This window comes from Shinella sp. WSC3-e, from assembly GCF_945994535.1.
Taxonomy (GTDB): domain Bacteria; phylum Pseudomonadota; class Alphaproteobacteria; order Rhizobiales; family Rhizobiaceae; genus Shinella; species Shinella yambaruensis.
Genome location: NZ_OZ000530.1, coordinates 124,071 through 148,823, shown reverse-complemented (window position 1 = coordinate 148,823; position 24,753 = coordinate 124,071). Strand labels below are relative to the sequence as shown.

The following is a 24,753-nucleotide window of genomic DNA, read 5'->3' as shown; positions in this document are numbered from 1 at the left end:
GGGAGATGCCCGACAGGGCAGAGGGGGGTAAGCGACAGATTCCATCATAACGATCATCCTCACCCCACCATTCGCGACACGAACAACCCCGCCGGATCGAAACTCGCCTTCACCCTTGCGGAAAGCGCCGCCACCGCCTCGGCCTGCGGCTCGAAGACGGCGGTTGCCGCCAGCACCTCCGGCCGCGCCCGCAGCAGCGTCGCATGCCCGCCGCCGACGGCCTTGACGTAGCGGCGCAAGAGGGCGGCCTCGGGATCGGCCTCCATGCGCAGCCAGACGAGGCCGCCCTGCCAGTCGTAGAAGGCATCGACGCCGGCTTCGAGGCGGAGCGCTGCGACGAGCTGGTGGCCGGCGGTGGGCGCGACGGAGACGCGCCAGAGCGGACGCGGCGTGCCGTCGGCATAGGGCGCGACGTCGCGGATCTCGCGCCAGAGGCGCGCCGTCGTCTCCGCATCGAGATGCGCCACGGCGCCGAAGCGGGCCATGCTGGCGGCGAGCTTCTCGCTGCGCACGGCGACGGAGGCGGCGAGGCCCTCGAGGCGCAGCACGGTGGCCGCTCCGTCCGGCAGCGCGCCGCCGGCGAACCGCCCGCGCACGCTTTCCGGCAGGTGGGCGGCACCGGAGACCTCGACGGACATCGCCATCGCCGTCGCCATGGCGGCGGCAGCCTCCGCGTCGTTGAGACCGGAGACGACGATGGTGGTCGCCGTTTCCGGCACCGGCAGCAGGCGGAAGGTGACCTCCGTCATGAGCGCCAGCGCACCGTGCGAGCCGGCGAGCAGCTTGGCGAGGTCAAGGCCGGTGACATTCTTCATCACCCGGCCGCCGGCCTTCACCACCTCGCCCCTGCCGTTGACGAAGCGCACGCCGAGCAGGCTGTCGCGCGCGGCGCCGGCGACGAAGCGGCGTGGACCGGACGCGTTGGTGGCGAAGACGCCGCCGATGGTGGGAATGCCGGAGGAGCCGAGCGCGCCGCGCAGGTCGCAGGGCTCGAAGGCGAGCATCTGGCGCTTTTCGGCAAGCGCCGCCTCCACGACCTCCAGCGGCGTGCCGGCGCGGGCGGTCATGGTCATCTCGGCCGGGTTATAGGCGACGATGCCGGCAAGGCCGCGCGTCGAGAGCGTTTCGGCCCCGTCCGGCGCAGCGGCAAGGCTGCGCGTGCCGCCGCCGCGGATGGCAAGCGGCGTGCGCGACAGCGCGGCGACCTGGACGAGGCGCGCGGCGGCCTCTTCGGAAAGCGGTTCGTGGATGGGGGTCATGCGGCGGGTCGCCCTTCGAGCGGGAAGACCTTGGACGGGTTGAGCAGCCATTGCGGATCGAACGCCGCGCGCACGGCCATCTGCTGGGCAAGGTCGACATCGGCATATTGGTGGCGCATCAGGTCGCGCTTCTCGATGCCGACGCCGTGCTCGCCGGTGAGGCACCCGCCGGCATCGACGCAGAGCTTCAGGATGTCGTTTCCCGCCGCTTCCGCACGCGCGGCATCCTCCGGGTCGTTGGCGTTGAAGAGGATCAGCGGATGCATGTTGCCGTCGCCGGCATGGAAGACGTTGGCGACGCGCAGGCCGTATTTCTCGACGATCTCCGCCGTGCCGCGCAGCACATGCGGCAACTGGCCGAGCGGCACCGTGCCGTCCATGCAGATATAGTCGGCGATGCGGCCGGTGGCGCCGAAGGCGGACTTGCGGCCCTTCCAGATCAGCGCCGCCTCCGTCGCCGACTGGCTTTCCTTGACGACCTTGACGCCGTGGCGCCGGGCGATCTCGATGATGCTGGCGAGCATCGCGTCCATCTCGGCCTCGGAACCCTCGACCTCGACGATCAGCAGCGCCTCGACATCCATCGGATAGCCGGCGCCGGCAAAGGCCTCGCAGATCTCGATCGCCGGCTTGTCCATGAACTCGATGGCGACGGGGATGATGCCCGAGCCGATGACGTCGGCGACGCAGGCGCCCGCTTCCTCCGAGCTGTCGAAGCCGAAGAGCACCGGGCGCGCGCCCTCGGGCCTGGCGATGAGCCGCACCGTCGCCTCGGTGACGATGCCGAGCTGGCCCTCGCCGCCGCAGACGACGCCGAGGAGATCGAGCCCGCCGGCATCGAGCGCCTTGCCGCCGAGCTCGACGATCGTGCCGTCGATGAGCACGAGCTTGACGCCGAGCAGGTTGTTCGTGGTCACGCCGTATTTCAGGCAATGCGCGCCGCCGGAATTCATGCCGATATTGCCGCCGATCGTGCAGGCGAGCTGGGAGCTCGGATCGGGCGCGTAGAAATAGCCGTCGGCCGTGACGGCATCGGAAATGGCAAGGTTGGTGACGCCGGCCTGCACCGTCGCGGTGCGGTTGGCGAAATCCACCTCCAGGATGCGCGCCATCTTGGAGAGGCCGACGACGACGGCATCCTCCTGCGGGATCGCCCCGCCCGAAAGCGAGGTGCCGGCGCCGCGCGGCACGACGGGCACGCCATAGCGATGGCAGTATTTCAAGACGGCGGCGACCTCGCGCGTCGTCTCCGGCAGGGCGACGGCGAGCGGCAGGCGGCGATAGGACACGAAGGCATCCGTCTCGAAGGGCACGAGCTCGCGCGGCTCGTGCACCAGACAGCCCTCCGGCAGCAGATCGAGGAGGTCGGCGACGATTTCCCGGCGGCGGGCAAGCACCGCCGGCCGCGGCTCCAGGAACCCGATCTGATCCATGTCTTGGCCTCCCGCCTCAAGTGGTCTGTTTTCTTTACCACTTCCTATTGCAGGGTGCAAATGCTAAGCATTTTGTCCGTTTCGGCAAGAATGGACGCGATGGAATGACAAATCTCGGCGACCTCGAAATCTTTTCCCGCGTCATCGCCATGGGCAGCATGTCGGCGGCCGGCCGGGCGCTCGGCCTGTCGCCCGCGGTCGTCTCCAAGCGGGTGAAGCGGCTGGAGGAACGCCTCGGCACCCGCCTCTTCCAGCGCACGACGCGGCAGATCTCGCTGACCGAGGCCGGCCAGGGCTTCTATGACCGCATCGTCGGCATCCTTTCCGGCATCGAGGAGGCGGAAGCCTTCGTCTCGGGACGTTCCGGCGCCGTGCGCGGCACGCTGCGGATCTCCGCGCCCACCTCCTTCGGCCGCATGCATATCGCCCCCAATCTCAAGGGCTTCATGGACACCTATCCCGAGCTCGTCGTCAACCTGATGCTGACCGACGACTTCTCCGACATCGTCGGCGGTGGGTTCGACCTTGCGATCCGCATCGGCGAACTTTCCGATTCCTCGCTGGTCGCCCGAAGGCTCGCCTCGGTGCGGCGCGTGCTGTGCGCCTCGCCGGACTATATCGCCCGCCACGGCATGCCGGCCTCGCTCGACGCGCTGCCCGCCCATGTCTGCCTGCCGCCGCACACCCAGGACGTCTGGCGGCTGGAAGGGCCGGAGGGCAATGTCACCTATCGCCCGCAGGGGCAGCTCTACACCAATTCCAGCGAAGTGGTGCGGGAGGCGGTGTTCTCCGGCATGGGCATCGCGCTGCGCTCGACCTGGGATGTCGGGCCGGCGCTGAAGAGCGGCGCGCTCGTGCAGGTGCTGCCGCAATACGAGGGCTCGCGCAACGTGGTGCTCTCGGCGGTCTATCCGAGCCGGCAGTTCCTGCCCGTCAAGGTGCGGCTGTTCATCGACTATCTCGCCGACCTCTACGGCCCCCTGCCCTATTGGGAGCGCTGAGCACCGTCGGCCGCACATGCGCCGATTGGCGCGGGCGGACCCTTGCACTGGCTTCTTGCTTTTACCGCATTATCCAACGCCGAAGCGACTTCGCTTCGGCTGGAAATGCTCTAAGCTGCAGGCCCATGGCGGAGAGGACGGCGATGATCGGCAGGATGACAATGATGGCGGCGCTGGTCGCGCTGGCGCTTCCGGCAGCGGCCGGCGCAAGGCCGCTCGACGACCTGCTCCAGGGTTTCGACGATGCCTGCGACTACAGCGACGCGCTGGCGGGCCTCCTGCAATCGAGCTACGCTTTCGCCCGCAAGGAAGGCGCGATCGCCATTCCGGCCGGCTACGAGGCCGTCTTCGGTCCGCCCTCCGTCCGGCCGCAGGACGAGTACCTGCACATCGTCCTGCCCGTGACGGGCGGCATCTGGCGCGGCGTGCCGGTCAAGGAGATCGAGGTCTACATCACGGCGCTTGCCAGCGGCTTCAGCTACCAGGCGATCATCTTTCCGCCCGACGCGCTGGAGGCCGCCGAGGCCGCGTTCAAGGAGCGGGGTCTTGCCGCACAGGAAAAGCTCGCGAAACAGGACGAGACCGGCTTCGGCTGGGACACCGGCTTTGCCGTCACCGACGGCGTGCCGCGCTACCAGTGCGACCTGTCGACCTGAGCGGCGGCAGGCCGCTGCACACTTTTGCTGGCATTGCTCTAATGCTTGTCCTCTTCCGCATGGCGCTGGCGGATGGCGCGCACGAGCAGCCACATGCCGGCGATGACGAAGGGCACGGCGATGCCGGTCAGGGTTTCCGGCTTGACCGGCAGGCCGAGCCCGTGCGCCGCCTTGGCGACATAGCCGAAGAGACCGACCACGTAATAGGAGATCGCGGCGACAGACAGGCCTTCGACGGTCTGCTGCAGGCGCAGCTGCAGCTTCGCGCGGCGGTCCATGGAGTTGAGCAGGCTCGTGTTGAGCTGCTCCAGCTCCACGTCGATCCAGCTTCTCAAAAGCGCCGTGGCGCGGGCAAGCTTTCGCGACAGGTTCGCCTGCCGCTCCTCCACCGACTGACAGGTGCGCATGGCGGGCGCCAGGCGCCGTTCCAGGAAGAAGCCGAGGGTCTCGTAGCCGGACACCGCCGTCTCGGCGAGCGTGCGGATGCGCTCCTGCACGATGCCATAATAGGCGCGGCTGGCGCCGAAGCGATAGAGGCTGAGCGCCGCATTGGCCTCCAGCTCGGCGGCGAGCCGGGTGATCTCCGTCAGCAGCGTATCGGCCTTCTCGCGGGCATGCTGCTTCATGGCATTGGTGATGCCGGTCAACCCGTCCTCGATGCGGCGGATGTCCGGCGAGAGCGACTGGGCGAGCGGCAGGCCCATCATGGCGAGTGTGCGGTAGGTCTCGATGTCCAGAAGGCGCTGGACGAGCGCGCCGCGCCCGGCCTCGGTCATGCCGCGGTCGATGACGAGGATCTGCGTCAGCCCGTCGCCGTTCTGGCGGAAGTCGGTGAGGATCGCGCCCTGGCCGTTCTTGATCTCGCTGTAACAGAGGCTCGTCGGGTCGAAGGTGGAGATCGCCGCGCGGGTTTCCGGCGTATCCGGCCGGATTTCCAGCCGCACGCCCGAGATCAGCGTGCCGGGCGGCGAAAAACTGTCGCCGAACGGATGGACCGGAACCTCGCCACCGAACTTTTCCGGCGCCGGCGCGTCCCAGAAATAGGTGGAGAACTCGGTATGCCGCTCCCAGCGCAACGTGCCCTGCCCCCAGCTGAGCGCGTGGTGGCTGGAATCGCGCCCCGGCGGGGAGATGCCGCGCGAGCGCGACAGTTCCCCCATCACGGCGTGATCGACCGCCGAGCCGCCTTCGGTCAGGAAGGCGAGCTGGAAGATGACGCGCGGCGACGGCACCAGCGCGTATGGTCTTGCGTGAATTTCCCCCAGCGCCTGCGCACGCGCGGTCGCCTGCGGAAAGGCGAAGCTGCCTTTTGCCATGTCTGCACTGTCCCCTCATGTGCAACAGCATAGTCTTAACAAATGTCAGGCCCCTGGAGATAGGGCGCATTGACGCAGGCCCGCTCCTCCCCACTGGACAAGATTGTTGACCAGTTTCGACCCACATTGCTAGTGTTCACCGGTGACCGACACCGCCTTCGACCTTTTCGCCCGCATCAGCCACAGCCGCACTGCCGACGAGGTCGTGCGGCAGATCGAACTGCTGCTGCTCGAAGGGGTGCTGCGCGACGGCGACCGGCTGCCGGGCGAACGCGAGCTTTCCAGGCGGCTCGACGTCTCCCGCCCCATCCTGCGCGAGGCGCTGAAGGAGCTGGAGACCCGCGGCCTGCTGATCAGCCAGCACGGCGGCGGCACCTATGTCGCCGACATCATCGGCCAGGTGTTCTCCCGCCCCGTCGTCGACCTCATCGCCCGCCACCAGCGCGCGACGGAGGACTATGTCGAGTACCGCCGCGAGTTGGAGGGCATCACCGCCGATCTCGCCGCCCGCCGCGCCACCGAATACGACCGGCAGATGCTGACCCGCATCATGGAGGCGATGCGGGAGGCCCATGCGGGCGGCTCCTTCGATGCGGAGCTGGAGGCCGACGTGGAGCTGCACAACGCGATCGGCGAGGCAGCGCACAACATCGTGCTGCTGCACACGCTGCGCGCCTGTTACCGGCTGCTGGCCCAAGGGATCTTTTTCCACCGCCACCTCGTTTTCTCCTCCGAGGACGCGCGCGGCCACCTGCTCGCCCAGCACGAGGCGATCTATGCGGCGATCATGGCCGGCGACGGGCTTGCGGCGCGAAAGGCCGCCCAGGCGCATATGGATTACATCGCCACCGCCATCCGCGAGGCCGAGCGCAGCGGCGAATGGCAGCGGATTTCGCAATTGCGCATGCAAAAGCGCGGGCTTCCCCCGCAAGCCTGACTTGCGCCGCAAATCTCGCGCAAGCAAGATGGGCTATACAGACTCAACCGTCCCGTCCGACAAGAGGAACGAACAAGACCTTGAACATTCTCAACCGCATCGTCAGCGACGTCCATCTCATGTTCCGCCGGCCCGCGCGCGAACAATACGGCGCGCTGTGCTACCGGGTGAGGAAGAAAAAGCCGGCGATCGAAATCCTCCTCATCACCAGCCGCGACACCGGCCGCTGGGTCATTCCCAAGGGCTGGCCGATGGACGGCAAGAGCGCCGCAGCCGCGGCCGCGCGCGAGGCCTGGGAAGAGGCCGGCGTCAGGGGAAGCGTCCGCGAGGCGCCGATCGGCAGCTACAACTACCTGAAGGGCCTGCCGCACGGGCTGAAGGTCGATTGCCGGGTGCGCGTCTTCCCGCTCTCCGTCGACGACCTCAGCGAGAATTTTCCGGAGAAGGACGAGCGGCGCGCCGAATGGGTGACCTGCCAGGAGGCCGCCCGCCGCGTGCAGGAGCCCGGCCTCAAGGACCTCATCCTCGCCTTCGAGCGCACGATGCTCGCCGAAATCGGCCCGAACGGCACCCCCGACGCCTGATAACGCCCCCGATCGGCCCTTGTCATATTGCCGCCGGTGCCCTGAGACGATAGTGCCTGTCGGCTGAGAGCCCCTGATGCGACCTCCGGACGGAAGGCTGCCGCGGGAATTTCGTCCGCTCGCGAGAAACCGGCCCCGGCCGATGCCCAGGCATCGGCGATGTCCGGTGACGAAGGGACGGCGGAAAGCACCGGCAGACAGACCCCGGCGGTCGTGCCAGGGGCTCCAAAACGGAGCAGCAGGAATGGCCAATTCACAGGTTCAGCTACGCAAGCCGACGCTGGACAAGGACCTGGAAAAACTCACCTTCACCGAACAGGCGACGCATTTCGTGCTGCGCTCGTGGACGGGCGTCGGCATCGCCCTCGTCTTCCTCCTGATTGCCATGGCCGTCGCCAACAGCTTCGCCACCGGCGCGCCGGGCGTGCTGGTCGCCATCACCGCGGCGCTCGCCGCCTACATGGCCATGAACATCGGCGCCAACGACGTGACCAACAATGTCGGCGCGGCCGTCGGCGCGCGCGCCATGAGCCTTGGCGTCGCCCTCGTCATCGCCGCGGTCTTCGAGATCGCCGGGGCGCTGCTGGCCGGCCAGGGCGTGGCGGCGACGGTCGCCTCGGGCATCGTCGACCGGTCGATCTTCCCGAGCCCCGAGACCTATGCCTGGGCGATGATGGCGGCCCTCGTCTCCGCCGCGCTCTGGATCAACATCGCCACGCTCGCCAATGCGCCGATCTCCACCACCCACGCCATCGTCGGCGGGGTGATCGGCGCGGGCGCGGCGGCGAGCGGCTTCCACAGCGTGCAATGGGACGCGATCGCCGTCATCGTCGTGAGCTGGACCGTCTCGCCGATCCTCGGCGGCGTGATCGCCGCAGGGTTCCTCTTCTTCATCAAGGAATTCATCATCTACCGCGAGGACAAGATCGGCGCGGCGAAGACCTGGGTGCCGGTGCTGGTCGCGGTCATGGCCGGCGCCTTCGCGGCCTTCATCGCCAATGGCGGCACCAACGGCGCCTTCGATCTCTCCCTCCGCGCGGCGCTCCTCATCGGCCTTGGCGTCGGCCTCGCCACCTATGTCGCCACCCGGCCGATCGTCCGCCGCCATGCGGAAGGGCTCGACAACCGCAACCAGTCGCTGCGCACGCTGTTCCGCATCCCGCTGATCTGTTCGGCGGCGCTGCTGTCCTTCGCCCACGGCGCCAATGACGTGTCGAACGCCGTCGGCCCGCTCTACGGCGTGGTCTCGGCCCTGCATGCCGACGCGGGAAGCGGGGCGGCAATTCCGCTCTGGGTCATGGTCATCGGCGCCTTCGGCATCTCGCTCGGCCTCCTGCTGTTCGGCCCGCGCCTCATCCGCATCGTCGGCAGCGAGATCACCAAGCTCAACCCGATGCGCGCCTTCTGCGTGGCGCTGTCCTCCGCCGTCGCCGTGCTGACGGCCTCGGCCTTCGCCATTCCCGTCTCCTCGACCCATATCGCCGTCGGCGCGGTCTTCGGCGTCGGCCTGTTCCGCGAATGGTATACGCGCAACTCCCGGCGCCGCATCGACTATATCCGCAGCCGCGGCAGCCGCATCGCCCCGGAGGAAGAGCCCGTAAACCTCGACGAGACGCGCCGTCGCTACCTCGTGCGGCGCTCCCACTTCATGACGATCGTTTCGGCCTGGATCGTGACGCTGCCCATCTCGGCGGTCCTCTCGGCCATCGTCTTCCTCGCCCTCAACGCGCTTTTCACCTGAGAGACCGACCATGCGTGCCAATTACCGGATGCAGCGCCTCTTCGTCGGCGATGCCCTTGCCGCGGGCGTGGCCTTCGAGGCGTCGAAGGACCACTTCCACTACCTCGCCAACGTGCTGCGCATGGCGGAGAGCGATGCCGTGCTGCTCTTCAACGGCCGCGACGGCGAGTGGCATGCGACCCTTTCCTTCCCGACCCGCAAGCGCCTCGTCCTGACCCCCATCGAGCAGACCCGGCCGCAGCCGGCGCCGTCCGACCTGCACTACCTCTTCGCACCGCTCAAGGTCGGCCGGCTCGACTATATCGTTCAGAAGGCCGTGGAAATGGGCGCCGGCGTGCTGCAGCCGGTCCTCACCCAGCATATGCAGGGCAAGATCACCAGCCTCGAGCGGCTGCAGGCGAACGCCGTGGAGGCGGCGGAGCAGTGCGGCATCCTGGCGATCCCGCAGGTCACGGCACCGAGGAAACTTGAGGACCTGCTGGCCGAGTGGCCACGCGAGCGGCGTATCATCTTCTGCGACGAAGGCCATGGCAGCCAGAACCCGCTGCCGGCGCTCAAGGCGATCGAGGAGCGCAAGCTCGCCCTGCTCGTCGGCCCGGAGGGCGGCTTTTCCGACGAGGAACGCACGCTGCTGCGCAATCTCGCCTTCGTGACGCCGATCCCGCTCGGCCCGCGCATCCTGCGCGCGGACACGGCGGCGGTGGCGGCGATGGCCGTCATCCAGGCGGCGATCGGCGACTGGCGCTGAGCGCCCCCCTCGCAGATTTGCGCGAAAGCAAGAAAGCGCTTCAACAAAAAAGTCGAATGGGTTTTTTTGAATCTGCCTTGAAAGGAATTTGCTTGCACCGCATCTAATTCCGGTCCAAGCACCCTCCCAAGGCCCGGCGTTCCGCAGGGCGCCATCCGTTCAGAAGAAGACGCCCATGGCCCGTGACACCACCGACCAGACGCCGATCCGCACCGTCGCGGACATGGCGGATTACCTCGCCGCCGGCAACAAGCCGAAGGAGAAGTTCCGCATCGGCACCGAGCACGAGAAATTCGTCTTCTTTACGGCCGACAACAGCCCCGTGCCCTATTTCGGCGAGGCGAGCATCTCGGCGCTGCTGAACGGCATGCAGGCCAAGACCGGCTGGGACCCGATCATGGATGCCGGCAACATCATCGGCCTTGCCGAACCCTCCGGCATGGGCGCCATCTCGCTGGAGCCCGGCGGCCAGTTCGAGCTTTCCGGCGCGCCGCTGGAAAACCTGCACCAGACCTGCAAGGAATCCAACCAGCACCTCGCCACGCTGCGCGAGATCGCCGAGCCGCTCGGCATCCGCTTCCTCGGCATGGGCGGCAGCCCGAAATGGACCTTTGCCGAAACGCCGCGCATGCCGAAAAGCCGCTACGAGATCATGACCCGCTACATGCCGAAGGTCGGCACGAAGGGTCTCGACATGATGTACCGCACCTGCACGATCCAGGTGAACCTCGACTTCTCCTCCGAAACCGACATGCGCCGCAAGATGCAGGTCTCGCTGAAGCTGCAATCCATGGCGACCGCCCTCTTCGCCTCCTCGCCCTTCACCGAGGGCAAGCCGAACGGCCTGCTCTCCTGGCGCGGCGACATCTGGCGCGACACGGACAACAACCGCTCCGGGCTCATCCCCTTCGCCTTCAAGCCGGATTTCGGCTTCGTCGACTATGTCGAATGGGCGCTCGACGTGCCGATGTATTTCGTCGTGCGCGACGGCAAGTACCACGACTGCACGCACATCACCTTCCGCCAGTTCATGGCCGGCGCGCTGAAGGGCGAGCTCGCCGACTGGGAGCCGAACCTCGGCGACTGGACGAACCACCTTTCCACGCTGTTTCCCGACGTGCGGCTGAAGCGCTTCCTCGAAATGCGCGGTGCCGATGGCGGCCCGTGGCGACGCATCTGTGCGTTGCCCGCCTTCTGGGTGGGCCTGCTCTATGACGACGGCGCGCTGGATGCCGCCGAGCGGCTTGTGCGCGACTGGACGGTCGAGGAGGTGACGGCGCTGCGCAACGCCGTGCCCGCGGAAGGCCTCAAGGCCGATTTCCGCGGCAAGCCGCTGCTCGACATCGCCCGCGAAGTGGTCTCGATCTCCCGCCAGGGCCTTGCCGCCCGCGCCAGGATCAATGGCGAGGGCGTCGACGAGACAATCTTCCTTGCCCCGCTCGACGAGGTCCTGGCGAAGAAGGCGACGCTCGCCGAAGACATGCTGGCGCTCTACAACGGCCGCTGGAACGGCTCCGTCGAGCCGGTCTTCACCGACTACCAGTACTGAGGCACGGCACCAAAAAGCGGTTTGCGCGGCCAAGATTCCCGTTATAGTGCAGGCACATGCCTGCCAACGGGAAAGGGTCCGTTATGCTTTCGCTCTACGACATGATGATGCAGGCGCAGAACGGCAATGCCGTCGAGACCATGGCGCGGCAATTCGGGCTGGCGCAGGAACAGGCGGCCAAGGCCATCGCCGCGCTGATGCCGGCCTTTTCCGAGGGCTTCAAGCGCAACGCCGCCAATCCCTATGATCTTGCCGCCTTCATGACCGCGCTGACATCCGGCGACCACGTCAAGTATTTCGAGGACATCAGCAAGGCCTTCACGCCGCAGGGCCTTGCCGAGGGCAACGGCATTCTCGGCCACCTCTTCGGCAACAAGGACGTTTCCCGCGCCATCGCCGCACAGGCGGCGCAGATGACCGGCATCGGCCAGGACATCTACAAGCAGATGCTGCCCGTCATGGCGAGCACGCTGATGGGCGGCCTCTTCAAGCAATCCTTCGCTCCCTTCTTCCCCGGCGCGGAAGCCGGAAAGACACCCGCCAACCCCTTTGCCGACATGATGCAGCAATGGGCCGAAGCGACGGGCATGGCCAGGAAACGGGAGCCGGCAAACCCCTTCACCGACAACCCCTTCATGCAGGCCGCCCAGGAGTTCTTCGGTACGAAGAAGGAGGCGCCGGCCAATCCGTTCACCGACAACCCCTTCGCCAAGGCCTTCCAGGACATGATGGCGGGCATGGCCGGCCAGCCCGCGGGCAGCGGCAAGACCGCCGAACAGGCCGATTCCCCGGCTGATTCGCTCAAGACCTTCGTCAACACGATGTTCGATACCGGGCTGGAAATGCAGAAGGATTACCAGCGCAACGTGGAATCGATCTTCGAGACCATCCGCAGCGGCATGGAGCCGGATGGCGGCAAGAAGGCCTGACAACGGGGCGTAGCGCGGCCGCATCCATCGACACACGAAAAAGCCCGGCGCGGACCTTGGGAGTCGCACGCCGGGCAAGCAGCAGGGCTATTGGCTCTCACCCTGCGGGGAAGTCAGGTGCCGACCCGGGAGATAGGTCGGCACCGTGAGAAATCAATCCAGACGGCCGCTGCGCAGGTGACGGCGGGCGCGTTCACGCGCCGCGATCGTCAGATGCAGGCCCGCATCGGCGAAGAAGGACGCGGTCCGGACATCCTGCACGTCGCTCCGGCACAGCCCCATGTCGAGAAGCTGATGATCGTCGAGCTCGTTCAGCCGGTTGACCACACGGCGATTCTGCCAGGCGCGGACGAACCTGTAGGCGGCGTTGCGGACGCGGGCGAAGAGGCTCGGAGCCGGACGGCGCGTTGCGAGGCTGTCGATTTCCAGTCTGCGGTCGATCATGCGCATGGCATTTCTCCTTTCCGGCCCGGCGATCCATCGTCATTCGATGGGGTTTCGCACGGCACCCGTGATCGTTCGCCGCCCAGGGACAGGGCGGCGGTTCGAAGGTCGTGTTTCAGGCAGAGCCATCGCCGGGAGGTCGAGGGAAGGCAACGGATCCCGCCGAACGATGACTGCCGGCAGGGGCAATCGTTCGACACTTGCTTTTTCGCAGAAAGCCATTGATCAGTCCAACGAATGTTTCTAATAGTATCAATCAAACAATCTTATGGATATCGTTATGTCCGCTCCGCTAGACATAGACCAGCTCCAGACCTTCGTCGCCATCGCCGATACGGGCAGCTTCACCCGCGCCGCAGAGCGGGTCTTCAAGACCCAGTCGGCCGTTTCCATGCAGATGCGGCGCCTCGAGGAGCGCATCGGCAAGCAGCTCTTCATGAAGGACGGCCGGGGCAACCGGCTGACCGCCGAGGGCGAACGCCTGCTCAACTATGCCCGCCGGATGCTGCGCCTCAACAACGAGGCCATCGCCGCCTTCGACGACAACCGCCTCGAGGGCCTGCTGCGCATCGGCACGCCGGACGACTACGCCGACCGCTACATGCCCGAAATCATCATGCGGTTCGCCAAGACCCACCCGAATGTCGAGCTTTTCATCGTCTGCGAGCCCTCGGTGGACCTTGCGGAGAAGATGGCCAAGGGCGAGCTCGACATCGCGCTCGTCACCCACAATCCACGCCAGCGCCAGTCCGACGTCGTGCGGACAGAGCCGCTCTGCTGGGTCATGTCGGCCAACCATCCGCTGCCGGAAAACGCACCGGTGCCGCTCGCCGTCGGCCGGCGCGACTGTCAGTGGCGGCAGATCGCCTGCGCGGCGCTCGATTCCGTCGGGCGGGACTACCAGGTGCTGTTCACCAGCTGGTCATCCACCGTCGTCGCCGCGGCCGTCATGGCGGGCATGGCAGTTTCGGTGCTGCCGGAATCGGCGCTGCGTCCCGGCATGAAGGTGCTGACGCAGGCGGACGGTTTTCCGCCGCTCGCCCCGGTGCAGATCGGCATCATGCGGCGCCCGGGCCTTTCGCCCTCGCTCTCCAACGCCATCACCAGCCATATCAGCGCCTGCCTCGACAACATCACGCCGCTGACGGCCGTCGACGACCTGCCGGAAGCCGAGGTCAAGGTCTTCCCGCGCCTGTCGCGGCTCCGGCCCGGCAATATCCTGCCCGGATGGTGACGCAGCTTCCCCTCGACGGCATTCCCGCTGGCAAGGCCGGGCCGTCGACGGTGACGATCCGGCCTGCCCGCGAGGATGAAGTCGAGATGCTGTGCCAGATCGAGCGCTCGGCCGCGCAGGCCTTCCGCCTGATCGAGGCCTTCTCGTGGCTCGCCGTCGGCGATGTGCAGAGCGCCGAGCGGCACCGCGAGCTCATCGGGGCGGGGACCAACTGGGTGGCGGCGGCCGGAGACGACCGTCCGGTCGGCTTCCTCAGCGCGGAGATCGCCGGGCAGGACCTGCATATCTGGGAGATCTCGGTCGATCACCTGCACCAGGGCTTCGGCATCGGCCGCAAGCTGATCCGGCACGCGATCGACGCGGCAGCGGCGCGCGGCCTTGCCGCGGTGACGCTGACGACCTTCCGCACCATTCCCTGGAACTGCCCTTATTATGAGCGGCTCGGCTTCAGCACGCTGGACGAGGCCGCGCTTTCGCCGCGCCTCAGGGACGTGCTTGACCTGGAGGCCGAACACGGGCTCCAGCGCGACACGCGTTGCGCCATGCGTCTCGACCTGCCGAAGGCATGAACCCGGCAGGCCCTCGGACGCTCAGGCGAGGTTCGCCTTCAGGAAATCCACCGTGCGCTGCCAGGCGAGATCGGCCGCGGCCTTGTCGTAGCGCGCGGCGGAGGTGTCGTTGTTGAAGGCGTGGTTGACGCCGTCGTACATGTGGATCTCGAAGGTCTTGCCGTTCTCCTCCAGCGCCTTGCGATAGGCCTCGATGCCGGCATTGATGCGCTCGTCGAGGCCGGCATAATGCAGCATCAGCGCCGCCTTGATGCCGGGCACGTCCTCTGCGGCGGCCTGCGCGCCGTAATAGGCGACGCCCGCCTTCAGCTCCGGCGACCTGGCGGCGAAGCGGTTGACGAGGCCGCCGCCCCAGCAGAAGCCGACGGCCCCGACCTTGCCGTTCGCCCCGTCGAGCTTTGCGAGGAACTGCAGGCTTGCCTCGGCATTGGCCACCGTCTGCGCCGGATCGAGCTTGCCGATCATCTCGCGCGCCTGGTCCTCGTTGTCCGGCGTGCCGCCCGCGGGCGAGAGGAAATCGGGGGCGAGCGCGATGAAGCCTTCGAGCGCCATGCGGCGGGCGACGTCACGGGTGTGCGGATTGAGGCCGCGGTTCTCGTGGATGACGATGACGCTGCCGAGCGGAGCCGTCGCCTCCTTCGGGCGCACCAGATAACCCTTCATCTCGCCGGAGCTGCCGCCATAGACGACATCCTTGGCGGCCAGGCGCTCGTCGTCCGAGGCGATGATCTCGGCGCTCGCCGAATTGGCTGCGAGCAGCGGAACGATGGCGGCGGCGGCCGCACCGGAGCCGGCAAGCGCGGTCAGGCGCTCCATGAAGCGGCGGCGGTCGAGCGTCAGGTGGGTGTATTCGTCATAGGCGTTGATCATCGCCTGCGTGATCTGCGGCTTGTCCATGGCGGATCCTCCGGCTGTGTTCTCCGCCGGATAAGATAGGCCCCGCACCGAAACCTGCCGAACACAACTGCGTTACCGGCCCGTCAGGTGAGCGCGAGCCAGACGCCCAGCCATATCCACAGAAGGCCGAGCACCGCCAGCCCCGCAATGAAGAGCGGCCGGCGATACCGCAGGCGGTTGCTGGTGACATGCACGTAGGCATGGACATAACGCAGCGCCACGAACAGCCAGCCGCCGGCGACGGTCACGGGATTGTCGGCATCGACGAGGTAGAGAAGGATGCTCACCGCATAGAACAGCACCGGCAGCTCGAACTGGTTGGCGATGGCGTTCCTGACGAGGAGGCTTTCGGCCGGCTCCTCGCGGTTCTCGCGGAATTGTTCCGGGCGTGCCCTGCCCTCCTTGACCGCGCGCATGCGGCGCGTGGAGAGCAGCAGGTAGAGGCAGAAGACGAGCGCGACATGCGCGATCATCGGCCAGAGCGTGGCTTCCGTGGGAGACATGATCGTCCTTCGACTTGTCGTTTCGAACCGGTTTAGGGGTTTCCGGCGGAAGCCTCAACCACAAAGGGACACCACGACAAGCCGAAGGAGGATGCGTGTTATTGCGGCGTCAGGGTTTCGGTGCCCGAACCGTCCTTGCCGCTGATCGTCCAGGCGCCTTCCAGCGAACCGTCGTCCTTCACCTGGTAGACGATGAGGCCGACCGCATCGCCCAGCACGTAGCCGGCGGCAAAGGCGTTGTCATAGAGCATGCAGATGCCGTTCGAGGTGGTCCCGCCGGTGTTCCATTCGATCGAGCAGGTCGTCTCGCTCGTCAGCGCGATCGTCGCGGTGCCATTGTAGGGCGAACCGTCGAGGTTCGTGCCTTCGACAGTGTAGGTGCCGGCATTGACCGTCTGCGCATGCGCAGGCACGACCAGCCCCAGGCCCAGAAGGGCGCCAGCCAGTATCGTCTTCATGTTGTCCCCCAGCGAAAACCGGCGAGATTGCCGGTCGCCAATCCTAGCGCATACGTGGAAAAACAAAACAGGATTCGCGCGGGTCCGGAAGACGGGAATGCCCGGCAAAGCTGGGCATTCAAAGGCATATCAGCAATCGGCGAACAATCAGACGGCGCCCGGATAGTTCGGGCTTTCGCGGGTGATCGTCACGTCATGGGCATGGCTTTCGCGCAGGCCCGCGCCGGAGATGCGCACGAAGGTCGCCTTCTCCTGGTAGTCCTTGAGGTCCTTGCCGCCGACATAGCCCATGGAGGCCTTGAGGCCACCGGCGAGTTGGTGCAGCACGCCCGAGACCGGGCCCTTGTAGGGCACCTGGCCCTCAATGCCTTCCGGCACCAGCTTCAGCGTGTCGCGCACTTCCGCCTGGAAGTAGCGGTCGGCCGAGCCGCGCGCCATGGCACCGACGGAGCCCATGCCGCGATAGGCCTTGAAGGAGCGGCCCTGGTAGAGGAAGACCTCGCCCGGGCTTTCATCCGTGCCGGCGAGCAGCGAGCCGACCATGACGGCCGAGGCGCCGGCGGCGATCGCCTTGGCAAGGTCGCCGGAGAACTTGATGCCGCCATCGGCGATGACCGGGATGTCGGCAGCCTGCGCCGCCTCGACCGAGGCCATGATCGCTGCAAGCTGCGGCACGCCGACGCCGGCGACGATGCGCGTGGTGCAGATCGAGCCCGGGCCGATGCCGACCTTGACGGCGTCCGCGCCGGCGTCGATCAGCGCCTTGGTGCCGTCCGACGTTGCGACATTGCCGGCCATGATGCGCACGGAGTTCGACAGTTTCTTCACGCGCGCGACGGCGTCGAGGACGCGCTGCGAATGGCCGTGCGCCGTGTCGACGATGATGAGGTCGACGCCGGCCTCGATGAGGCGTTCGGCGCGCTCGAAGCCGTCATCGCCGACGGAGATGGCGGCGGCGGCGCGGAGCCGGCCCTGCGCATCCTTCGAGGCATTCGGATTGAGCTGCGACTTCTCGATATCCTTTACCGTGATGAGGCCGACGCAGCGGCCGTCGCCGTCGACCACCAGCAGCTTCTCGATGCGGTGGCGATGCAGGAGGCGCTTGGCTTCCTGCTGGTCGACGGTTTCCTTCACCGTGATGAGGTTCTCACGGGTCATCAGCTCGTAGATCTTCTGGGTCGGGTCGGAGGCGAAGCGCACGTCGCGGTTCGTCAGGATGCCGACGAGGCGGCCGGCCTTGCCGCTGCCGCCGTTCTCGACGACCGGGATGCCGGAAATGCCGTGCGCCTTCATCAGCGAGAGCGCCTCGGCGAGCGTCGCATCCGGGCCGATCGTCACCGGGTTGACGACCATGCCGCTCTCGAACTTCTTCACCTGGCGGACTTCCTCGGCCTGTTCGGCGGGCGTCAGGTTGCGGTGGATGACGCCGAGGCCGCCGGCCTGGGCCATGGCGATGGCAAGGCGGCTTTCCGTCACCGTGTCCATGGCGGAGGAGAGGATCGGCAGGTTGAGGTCGAAATCGTGCGCGATGCGGGTGGCGATGTTCGTCTGGCCCGGCATGACCTCGGAGTGGCCGGGTTGCAGGAGAACGTCGTCGAAGGTCAGGGCTTCGAGACCGGTTGCCGTTTCAATGATGCGCGCCATGGGCCAAGTTCCTTTGAGGGTAAAGCTTGCGCACCAAGGGGAACATTGGGAGTTGTCCGCCTCGGTCGCTTGCAAGAAATTCTTGGAAGTTGGCGAGGGCTGGTAACACGTTCATGACGGATTGGGAATAGCAAAAAGCCCGCAATCGCGTCGGCAGCCGGCTTGCCGGCAGGCCGTCGCGACCCGCCCCTGCCGGCGCTTTCTTCCGGCAGGCGGCAGGAGGTCACGTCAAGGGCTTGAGGGACCGTCGTCGAAACGCCGGCCTCAAAGATCGAACTGATAGCTCATCGGCACGAACCGATAGCCCTCGCCGGCCTTTTCAACGAAGCCCGCCGCCGGGAACGGCATGTGGTAGCCGATGAAGGCGAGCCTGTCGGTGGCGATCATGTCGAAGACCTTCTTGCGCGTCGCGGCGGCCGCCGCCTTGTCCATGTCGAAGCGCACCTCCCAGTCGGGCCGCTGCAGCGAGAGCACGTAGTGGTTCGCGGTATCGGCCGTCAGCAGCAGCGCCTTGCCCTCCGATTCGACACGGAAGATCATGTGCCCCGGCGAATGGCCGAAGGCGTTGAGCCCGCGGATGCCGGGCACGACCTCGCCCTCGTCCTCGATGAAGGTGAGCTTTTCGGCGAGCGGCTGCACCTTGGCGAGCACGCCCTGGTGGCCCTGTTCGGCGGGCGTGCCCATGCGCTCGGGATTGACCCAGAAATCATATTCCGTGCGGCCGGTGACGTAGCGCGCATTGGGGAAGGCCGGCTTGCCGCCCTCCATCAAACCGCCGATATGATCGCCGTGCATATGGGTGATGACGACGACGGAGACCTGATCCGGCGTGTAGCCGGCGTAGTCCAGCCCTTCGAGAAGGCGCCCCATGCCCGCCTCGCGGCCACCCTCCCCCATGCCGGTATCGAAGAGCACGACCTCCGCGCCGGTATCGACGAGCGTCGGCGTGAAGCTGTTGACGAAGCTGTCGGCCGGAAGGAAATTTTCCGTCAGCAGCGCGCCGACCGCCTCGGCAGACTGGTCGGTGCCGAAGGTCTCGTTCGGCGCGCCGGAGGGGCGCATGCCGTCGCGCACCGTCAGCACGCGGAAGCTGCCGAGCTTGAAGCTGCGGGCCTCCAGCGGGCTCACGCGCATATCGGTGGCATCGCTTGCGGACTGGGCAAGAGCGGCGGCGCGGTTCAGCACCAGGGGCGCGGCCAGCGTGCCGATGCCGGCGGCGAGAAACAGGGATCTGCGCGAGATTGTCGAAGGGTCGCCCATGGCTCTATCCTCTCTGGTGAAAAGCTGCCGCGCCGGCACGACGGCCGGCGCCCGCATGAAGATGACACGCGTCCATCTAGGGCGCTGTCACAATCCGGGCACATGCCATCACGGGCTTGTGATGCCGAAGCGCCGGCCGACCTTCGGCATGCCCCGCGCTCCGGTCCCGCGCTTTCTGCACGCCGGCCGCGGCACACTTTTACGCCCCGTGCGTCGCAGGCGATTTCCTCGCGATTTGACAGATCGCAGCAAGGAGCGCAGAAGACGGGCGGGCCTGCGCAAGGGCCTCGTACCCCGATTTGCCGATGAACCGTATCGTCCCGCTCATCCTTGCCGTCGCGCTCTTCATGGAGCAGATGGATTCCACCGTCATCTCCACCTCGCTGCCGGCCATCGCGGCCGATCTCGGCGTGGGACCGATCACGCTCAAGCTGGCGCTCACCTCCTACATGGTGTCGCTCGCGACCTTCATTCCGCTCAGCGGCTGGATGGCCGACCGGTTCGGCGCAAAACGCGTCTTCCGCCTCGCCATCCTCGTCTTCGTCGCCGGCTCCATCCTCTGCGCGATCGCCGACAGCCTCGTCGCCTTCGTCGTCTCCCGCTTCCTGCAGGGCATGGGCGGGGCGATGATGACGCCCGTCGCGCGCCTCGTCCTGGTGCGCAGCACCTCGCGCTCCGAGCTCGTCTCGGCCATGGCGCTGCTGACGATCCCCGCGCTCGTCGGCCCGCTCGCGGGTCCGCCGCTCGGCGGCTTCATCACCACCTACTTCTCCTGGCACTGGATCTTCCTGATCAACGTGCCGGTCGGCATCGCCGGCTACATCCTGTCCGGCGTCTACCTGCCGGACATCCGCGCCGCCGCCCCGCCGCCGCTCGACTGGCTCGGCTTCTTCCTGAGCGCCGTCGCCGCCTCCGGCACGATGTTCGGCCTCTCGGTCGTCAGCCTGCCCGCCCTGCCGCCGGTCATCGGCGTCGTCGCCACCGCCATCGGCCTGCTTTGCGGCGTGCTCTATGTGCGCCATGCCCGCCGCCATCCGACGCCCCTGCTCGACCTCGCCCTCTTCCGCGACAATGCCTTCCGCGCCGCGGCCATCGGCGGCACGCTGTTCCGCATCTCGGTCGGCGCGGTGCCCTTCCTGATGCCGCTGATGCTGCAGGTCGGCTTCGGTCTCTCGCCCTTCCAGTCCGGCCTCGTCACCTTCACGGGCGCCATCGGCGCCATCACCACGAAATTCCTCGCCAAGCGCGTGCTGACCTTCGCCGGCTTCCGCACCACACTGATCGTCGCCAGCATCTGCGGGGCGATCCTGACCTTCGTGAACGGCCTCTTCACGCCCGCGACGCCCTTCTGGTTCATGGCCGGCGTGCTCTTGATCGCGGGTTTCGCCCGTTCCTTCTTCTTCACCAGCGTCAATGCGCTCTCCTTTGCCGATATCCCCGACGCCGACGCCAGCAAGGCGACCGCGATGAGCGCCGTGCTTCAGCAGATCAGCCTGGCCTTGGGCGTCGCCGTCGCCGGCTCCATCCTGGAGATCGAAACCCTGCTCACCGGCTCGCCGCTCGAGCTCGGGGATTTCCAGATCGCCTTCATGATCATTTCCGCCCTGACGCTCGCCGCCGTCCTGCCGTTCATCACCATGGCGAGGAACGCCGGCGCCACCGTCTCCGGCCACCGCCTGCCGGCGCGGGAGGAAGAAACGGCGGCGGTAAAATAACCCCGCCCCATCCCGCGAATCGGCGCGAACCCAAGCGCGCCGCAAATCCCCGGCCGGTTCGCACCCACCGCATCCCCTTGAAATCCCTCACCTCCCCTTTCCGGGAAACCACGACGCCCTCCCAGGCGCGCACCCTACCCGCCGACCCGCACCGGCTCCCACCTTTTGCCCGCGCGAACAATGCATTACACCTACCCCAGTCGCCTCCTCGCGGAGGCGTGGATTGAAACCCCAGGTCCAGCCGATTGACCGTTTCAGCTTCCCCGTCGCCTCCTCGCGGAGGCGTGGATTGAAACGGCACCCGGGTGTCCGGCTCGATCCCCGAGCCGAGTCGCCTCCTCACGGAGGCATGGATTGAAACATGTACATATCGCGCTTTATGGCATATTCATTGAAGTCGCCTCCTCGCGGAGGCGTGGGTTGAAACCCGCTGCCGCATGGGCGGGGCGACGGGTTCGCGCGTCGCTTCCCCACAGAAACGGGGAGGAAAAGGCCGGCGCCGGTATGGGCTGGATCTTTGCCGAGGCGGTGCGCTTCGGCCCGGCGCGGCCTATTCCGGCCTTTCGCACACTGCGGCGAGCTTGTTGCCGTCATGGTCGCGGATGAAGGCGGCGTAGAAGCTGGCGTGGAACGGGCGCAGGCCGGGGGCGCCTTCGTCGGTGCCGCCGGCGGCAAGGGCCGTGGCGTGGAAGGCATCGACGGCGGCACGCGTCGGGGCGACAAGCGCGATGGTCACGCCGTTGCCGAAGGTGGCGGGCTCCCGATTGAATGGCTCCACGACCCAGAAGCGGCAGCGTACATCCTCGTCCGCCGCATAGCCGATCTCGCCCGGCGCCTGCTTCTGCCGGCGATAGCCGAGCGGCGGCAGCACCGCGTCATAGAAGCGGCCGGCGCGTTCCAGATCGTTCGTGCCGACGGTGGTGTAGAGCAGCATCAGGCCTCCTCTTCCGCCCCGGCCGTCCCGTCCCTGGCCGTGCGGCCCTTGAACCCCTTGGCGAGCAGGAACATCTCCACCGATTCGGCGCGCGAGGCGCCGGGCTTCACATGGATGACCTGCTTGAAATTCTGCTTGAGCATGTTCAGCAGCTCGCGCTCCGTGCCGCCCTGGAAGGTCTTGGCGAGGAAATGGCCGCCTTCCGCCAGCACCTCGACGGCGAAATGCGCGGCGACCTCGCACAGATGCATGGTGCGCAGGTGATCCGTCTGGCGGTGGCCGGTCGTCGGGGCGGCCATGTCGGAGATGACGAGGTTCGGCGTGCCGCCGACCGCCGCGATCAGCTTCTCCGGCGCGTCTGGCTCGAGAAAGTCCATCTGGAGGATGGTGACGCCCGGCAGCGGGTCCATTTCCAGGAAATCGATCGCCGCGACGCGCGGATCGGCATCGCTCGAGCCGGTCACCTTGGCGGCGATCTGCGACCAGCTGCCGGGCGCCGCGCCAAGATCGATGATGCGCTTCGCGCCGGCGAGGATGTTGTGCTTCTCGTCGATCTCCAGGAGCTTGAAGGCCGCGCGGGCGCGATAGCCCTCCAGCCTGGCGCGCTGCACATAGGGATCGTTGATGTGGCGTTCGAGCCAGCGGCGCGAGGAGGCCTTCAGCTTGCCCTTCTTGACCTTCTGGCCGAGCTTGCGGCCGGTGCGGTTGCCGCCGACGGGGGGCTTGGTCATGACGCCTGTCCTTCGGGCTTCGCCGGGTTGCGGGGACCGCCGCGGTGGTTGCGACGGTGGCGGCCGCGGCGCCAGACGCCGTCGTCGGCCATCATGTCGGTGAGCAGGCCTTCGCGCAGGCCCCGGTCGGCGACGCGCATGCGGCGCGAGGGCCAGCGCTTGCGGATCGCCTCCAGGATGGCGCAGCCGGCGAGCACGAGGTCCGCCCTGTCGGGCCCGATGCAGGGATTGGCCGCGCGGGCGGAAAAATCCCAGGAGAGGAGCCGCGCCTGCATGGCCGTCACCTCGTCGTCCGAGAGCCAGACGCCATCCACCCGGCGCCGGTCATAACGCGGCAGGTCGAGATGCACGCCGGCAAGCGTCGTCACCGTGCCCGACGTGCCGATGAGATGGAAATCCTCCGGCGCCACGCGCACCACATCGCCCGGGCAATCGAAATCCGCCAGCATGGCCTCGACCTCCGACACCATGCCCGCAAAGCTCTCGGGCGTCACGTCCCGCCCGCCATGGCGTTCGGACAGCGTGACGACGCCGACCGGCAGCGAGGTCCAGTGCGTGATGTGGTTGGCAAGCCGGCTGGAGCGGTTCTCGCCGATGCGGATGACCGCGATTTCCGAGGAGCCGCCACCGATATCGAAGAGCACGACCGATTTCGCCTCGCGCCCGACCAGCGAGGAGCAGCCGGACACGGCAAGCCGCGCCTCGGTCTCGCGGTTGATGATCTCGAGGTCGAGCCCCGTCTCCTGCCGCACCCGCTCCAGGAACGCCTCGCCATTGGCCGCCGCGCGGCAGGCCTCGGTGGCGATCAGCCGGGCGCGGCGGATGTTGCGGTTCTTCAGCTTGGCCGCGCAGATCCTCAGGGCCTCGACGGAGCGGTCCATCGCCTCGTCGGAAAGCCGGCCGCTCGCCGCAAGCCCCTCGCCGAGGCGCACGATGCGCGAAAAGGCGTCGACGACGCGGAATTGGCCGGGCCGGGTCGGCTGGGCGATGAGGAGGCGGCAATTGTTGGTGCCGAGGTCGAGCGCGGCATAGAGCGGCACGTCGTATCCCTCGCGCTCGGCCGGACGGACGGGGGCCTGCATCTCGCGGCGCGGCTCCGGGGCGTGGGCAACGGGTCGTGCCTCGACGGCCTGTTCGGCCGCGGGATGCGTGACGATAGCCTCGGCAGACGCCGGCACGGCGCGCGCGCCGGTCTTGCGGCCCCGGTGCTTGCGGCGGTTCCTGCGGCCTTCCGCCTGGCGCTGGTCCTCGCCGGGGGCTTCCCGCTGGCCGACGGGCGCAAGCGGGCGCACGTTCTCGCCGCCGGCACCCTTGCCACGCCGGCGACGCTTGTTCCTGCGCGCGGTATCGCCACCGTCGATGGCCTTGGGGCGCTCAGCCGATCCGGACGAACCGGCCGCCTGGCCTGCGGACAGGGAGACGGCAGAGGGACTTGTCGCGCCCTTCTGCTTGCCCTTGCGGCGGCGCGACCGCTTCGGCCGCCCCGCATCGCCCGCATCTCGCGCCCCGGAAACGGGCGGCTTCACGCCGCTGTCGGGGTCGTTCACGTTACTGCCTATGGCGCCGCGCAAAGCTTCAAAGCTGCAAGCAGGCGCTCTCTCGATCTTCGTTGCCGCGACATTACCAGCGCCCGGCCCGTTCGCCAAATTCTTTTTATGACGATCCGACGACACCTCGCCGCAAACCCGGCCATGCACACAGCGCCTGCATTTTTCCCAAAAAAACCATTTGCATCTCGCCGCCTTTTGTTTATAAGCCCGCCTCACAGGCGCCGGCCAAGCCGGTATCGCCCCTGCTGGGGAATAGTTCAACGGTAGAACGACGGACTCTGACTCCGTTAATCTTGGTTCGAATCCAGGTTCCCCAGCCAATTCTCCCTTTCTCAGTAAAATCGGCTGCCTGGAAGACATCCGGCAGATGTTTAGTGCCGGGATCGTGCACATCGTCATTCCGGGCTTTCTCGTGATCGCGCCGTCTGCGCACCGCCGAACGGCAGCCTGCTGCGATCCCACCAGTGGCGGAGCAGGCCTTGCCGCCATCCTGGCGATAGATTTACGGCGGGACCTGCGCGCGACGCTCGTCAACGAACTCGGCTACAACCGGCACGGCCGGCGTCGCTTTGTAGCGGATGGAGGCCGGGCGCCTCTTGCCAGCGGTTTTTCCGGCTGGCACGTTGCTTTTGTCTGATTCCCATCTGCGTGGAGGAAAGCC

General features: G+C 67.2%; 24 protein-coding genes and 1 tRNA gene. 13 read left to right on the top strand and 12 right to left on the bottom strand.

Going from position 1 to position 24,753, the window contains the following annotated elements; genetic code table 11:
- Positions 1-59: 59 nt before the first annotated feature.
- Both AABF56_RS00675 and AABF56_RS00670 read right to left on the bottom strand, forming a co-directional pair.
- Positions 60-1,259 carry an FAD-binding protein gene (locus AABF56_RS00675; protein ID WP_272804563.1) on the bottom strand — a complete coding sequence of 400 codons (1,200 nt, stop codon included), beginning with the start codon at positions 1,257-1,259 and terminating at the stop codon, positions 60-62.
- Positions 1,256-2,692: an FAD-linked oxidase C-terminal domain-containing protein gene (locus AABF56_RS00670; RefSeq protein ID WP_272804562.1), complete on the bottom strand. Its 1,437-nt coding sequence runs from the start codon at positions 2,690-2,692 to the stop codon at positions 1,256-1,258. Before AABF56_RS00670 ends, AABF56_RS00675 begins: the two co-directional genes overlap by 4 nt.
- Before the next feature lie 104 nt (positions 2,693-2,796).
- Between AABF56_RS00670 and AABF56_RS00665 the strand changes: the two genes are divergently transcribed.
- Complete coding sequence (locus AABF56_RS00665) at positions 2,797-3,693, top strand: LysR family transcriptional regulator (RefSeq protein ID WP_244767925.1); 897 nt, start codon at positions 2,797-2,799, stop codon at positions 3,691-3,693.
- A gap of 143 nt (positions 3,694-3,836) precedes the next feature.
- The gene (locus AABF56_RS00660; RefSeq protein ID WP_272804561.1) at positions 3,837-4,349 is read left to right on the top strand and encodes a hypothetical protein; all 513 of its coding nucleotides are present in this window, start codon (positions 3,837-3,839) and stop codon (positions 4,347-4,349) included.
- Between the two features lie 38 nt (positions 4,350-4,387).
- Here AABF56_RS00660 and AABF56_RS00655 read toward each other — a convergent pair whose 3' ends face one another.
- A complete protein-coding gene (locus AABF56_RS00655) occupies positions 4,388-5,665 on the bottom strand; it encodes a DUF3422 family protein (RefSeq protein ID WP_244767927.1) in 1,278 nt (425 codons plus the stop codon).
- A gap of 142 nt (positions 5,666-5,807) precedes the next feature.
- Between AABF56_RS00655 and AABF56_RS00650 the strand changes: the two genes are divergently transcribed.
- From AABF56_RS00650 to AABF56_RS00625, 6 genes are all read left to right on the top strand, one after another.
- On the top strand, positions 5,808-6,602 hold the full coding sequence (locus AABF56_RS00650) for a FadR/GntR family transcriptional regulator (RefSeq protein WP_244767928.1): 795 nt from the start codon (positions 5,808-5,810) through the stop codon (positions 6,600-6,602).
- Between the two features lie 80 nt (positions 6,603-6,682).
- Positions 6,683-7,186 (top strand): NUDIX hydrolase, encoded by a 504-nt coding sequence (locus AABF56_RS00645; protein ID WP_272804560.1) that lies wholly within the window; start codon positions 6,683-6,685, stop codon positions 7,184-7,186.
- A gap of 244 nt (positions 7,187-7,430) precedes the next feature.
- On the top strand, positions 7,431-8,927 hold the full coding sequence (locus AABF56_RS00640; protein WP_272804559.1) for an inorganic phosphate transporter: 1,497 nt from the start codon (positions 7,431-7,433) through the stop codon (positions 8,925-8,927).
- A 10-nt stretch (positions 8,928-8,937) separates the two neighbouring features.
- Positions 8,938-9,675, top strand: a complete 738-nt coding sequence (locus AABF56_RS00635) for a 16S rRNA (uracil(1498)-N(3))-methyltransferase (protein ID WP_272804558.1) — start codon at positions 8,938-8,940, stop codon at positions 9,673-9,675.
- Between the two features lie 175 nt (positions 9,676-9,850).
- Complete coding sequence (locus tag AABF56_RS00630; RefSeq protein WP_244767932.1) at positions 9,851-11,224, top strand: glutamate--cysteine ligase; 1,374 nt, start codon at positions 9,851-9,853, stop codon at positions 11,222-11,224.
- An 83-nt stretch (positions 11,225-11,307) separates the two neighbouring features.
- Complete coding sequence (locus AABF56_RS00625; RefSeq protein WP_272804557.1) at positions 11,308-12,153, top strand: DUF937 domain-containing protein; 846 nt, start codon at positions 11,308-11,310, stop codon at positions 12,151-12,153.
- A gap of 153 nt (positions 12,154-12,306) precedes the next feature.
- On the opposite strand, the gene AABF56_RS00620 is transcribed toward AABF56_RS00625, so the two are convergent.
- Complete coding sequence (locus AABF56_RS00620; protein ID WP_244767934.1) at positions 12,307-12,603, bottom strand: DUF1127 domain-containing protein; 297 nt, start codon at positions 12,601-12,603, stop codon at positions 12,307-12,309.
- A gap of 274 nt (positions 12,604-12,877) precedes the next feature.
- Here AABF56_RS00620 and AABF56_RS00615 point away from each other — a divergent pair, with 274 nt between their 5' ends.
- Positions 12,878-13,831, top strand: coding sequence for a LysR substrate-binding domain-containing protein (locus AABF56_RS00615; RefSeq protein ID WP_244767935.1), 954 nt, complete (start codon positions 12,878-12,880; stop codon positions 13,829-13,831).
- Positions 13,825-14,400 (top strand): GNAT family N-acetyltransferase, encoded by a 576-nt coding sequence (locus AABF56_RS00610; protein WP_288084292.1) that lies wholly within the window; start codon positions 13,825-13,827, stop codon positions 14,398-14,400. The genes AABF56_RS00615 and AABF56_RS00610 overlap by 7 nt, the downstream gene beginning before the upstream one ends.
- A gap of 21 nt (positions 14,401-14,421) precedes the next feature.
- Here AABF56_RS00610 and AABF56_RS00605 read toward each other — a convergent pair whose 3' ends face one another.
- From AABF56_RS00605 to AABF56_RS00585, 5 genes are all read right to left on the bottom strand, one after another.
- On the bottom strand, positions 14,422-15,297 hold the full coding sequence (locus AABF56_RS00605; RefSeq protein WP_272804555.1) for a dienelactone hydrolase family protein: 876 nt from the start codon (positions 15,295-15,297) through the stop codon (positions 14,422-14,424).
- Between the two features lie 83 nt (positions 15,298-15,380).
- Complete coding sequence (locus AABF56_RS00600; RefSeq protein WP_244767938.1) at positions 15,381-15,800, bottom strand: MAPEG family protein; 420 nt, start codon at positions 15,798-15,800, stop codon at positions 15,381-15,383.
- A gap of 98 nt (positions 15,801-15,898) precedes the next feature.
- A complete protein-coding gene (locus AABF56_RS00595; protein WP_244767939.1) occupies positions 15,899-16,258 on the bottom strand; it encodes a hypothetical protein in 360 nt (119 codons plus the stop codon).
- Positions 16,259-16,405: 147 nt separating this feature from the next.
- Positions 16,406-17,902, bottom strand: coding sequence for an IMP dehydrogenase (gene guaB, locus AABF56_RS00590; RefSeq protein WP_272804554.1), 1,497 nt, complete (start codon positions 17,900-17,902; stop codon positions 16,406-16,408).
- A gap of 264 nt (positions 17,903-18,166) precedes the next feature.
- The gene (locus AABF56_RS00585) at positions 18,167-19,162 is read right to left on the bottom strand and encodes an MBL fold metallo-hydrolase (RefSeq protein ID WP_244767941.1); all 996 of its coding nucleotides are present in this window, start codon (positions 19,160-19,162) and stop codon (positions 18,167-18,169) included.
- Positions 19,163-19,467: 305 nt separating this feature from the next.
- Between AABF56_RS00585 and AABF56_RS00580 the strand changes: the two genes are divergently transcribed.
- On the top strand, positions 19,468-20,877 hold the full coding sequence (locus AABF56_RS00580) for a DHA2 family efflux MFS transporter permease subunit (protein WP_272804553.1): 1,410 nt from the start codon (positions 19,468-19,470) through the stop codon (positions 20,875-20,877).
- 550 nt (positions 20,878-21,427) lie between these two features.
- Here AABF56_RS00580 and AABF56_RS00575 read toward each other — a convergent pair.
- Genes AABF56_RS00575 through AABF56_RS00565 form a run of 3 tightly spaced genes read right to left on the bottom strand, consistent with a single transcriptional unit; the run spans position 21,428 to position 24,089 of the window.
- Positions 21,428-21,811: a VOC family protein gene (locus AABF56_RS00575; RefSeq protein ID WP_272804552.1), complete on the bottom strand. Its 384-nt coding sequence runs from the start codon at positions 21,809-21,811 to the stop codon at positions 21,428-21,430.
- Positions 21,811-22,542: an RlmE family RNA methyltransferase gene (locus AABF56_RS00570; RefSeq protein ID WP_272804551.1), complete on the bottom strand. Its 732-nt coding sequence runs from the start codon at positions 22,540-22,542 to the stop codon at positions 21,811-21,813. The genes AABF56_RS00575 and AABF56_RS00570 overlap by 1 nt, the downstream gene beginning before the upstream one ends.
- Positions 22,539-24,089, bottom strand: a complete 1,551-nt coding sequence (locus AABF56_RS00565) for a Ppx/GppA phosphatase family protein (protein ID WP_272804550.1) — start codon at positions 24,087-24,089, stop codon at positions 22,539-22,541. The genes AABF56_RS00570 and AABF56_RS00565 overlap by 4 nt, the downstream gene beginning before the upstream one ends.
- A gap of 249 nt (positions 24,090-24,338) precedes the next feature.
- On the opposite strand from AABF56_RS00565, the gene AABF56_RS00560 reads away from it, so the two are divergent.
- Both AABF56_RS00560 and AABF56_RS00555 read left to right on the top strand, forming a co-directional pair.
- Positions 24,339-24,412 (top strand) — tRNA-Gln (locus AABF56_RS00560).
- A gap of 47 nt (positions 24,413-24,459) precedes the next feature.
- On the top strand, positions 24,460-24,729 hold the full coding sequence (locus AABF56_RS00555) for a hypothetical protein (protein ID WP_272804549.1): 270 nt from the start codon (positions 24,460-24,462) through the stop codon (positions 24,727-24,729).
- Positions 24,730-24,753 lie beyond the last annotated feature (24 nt).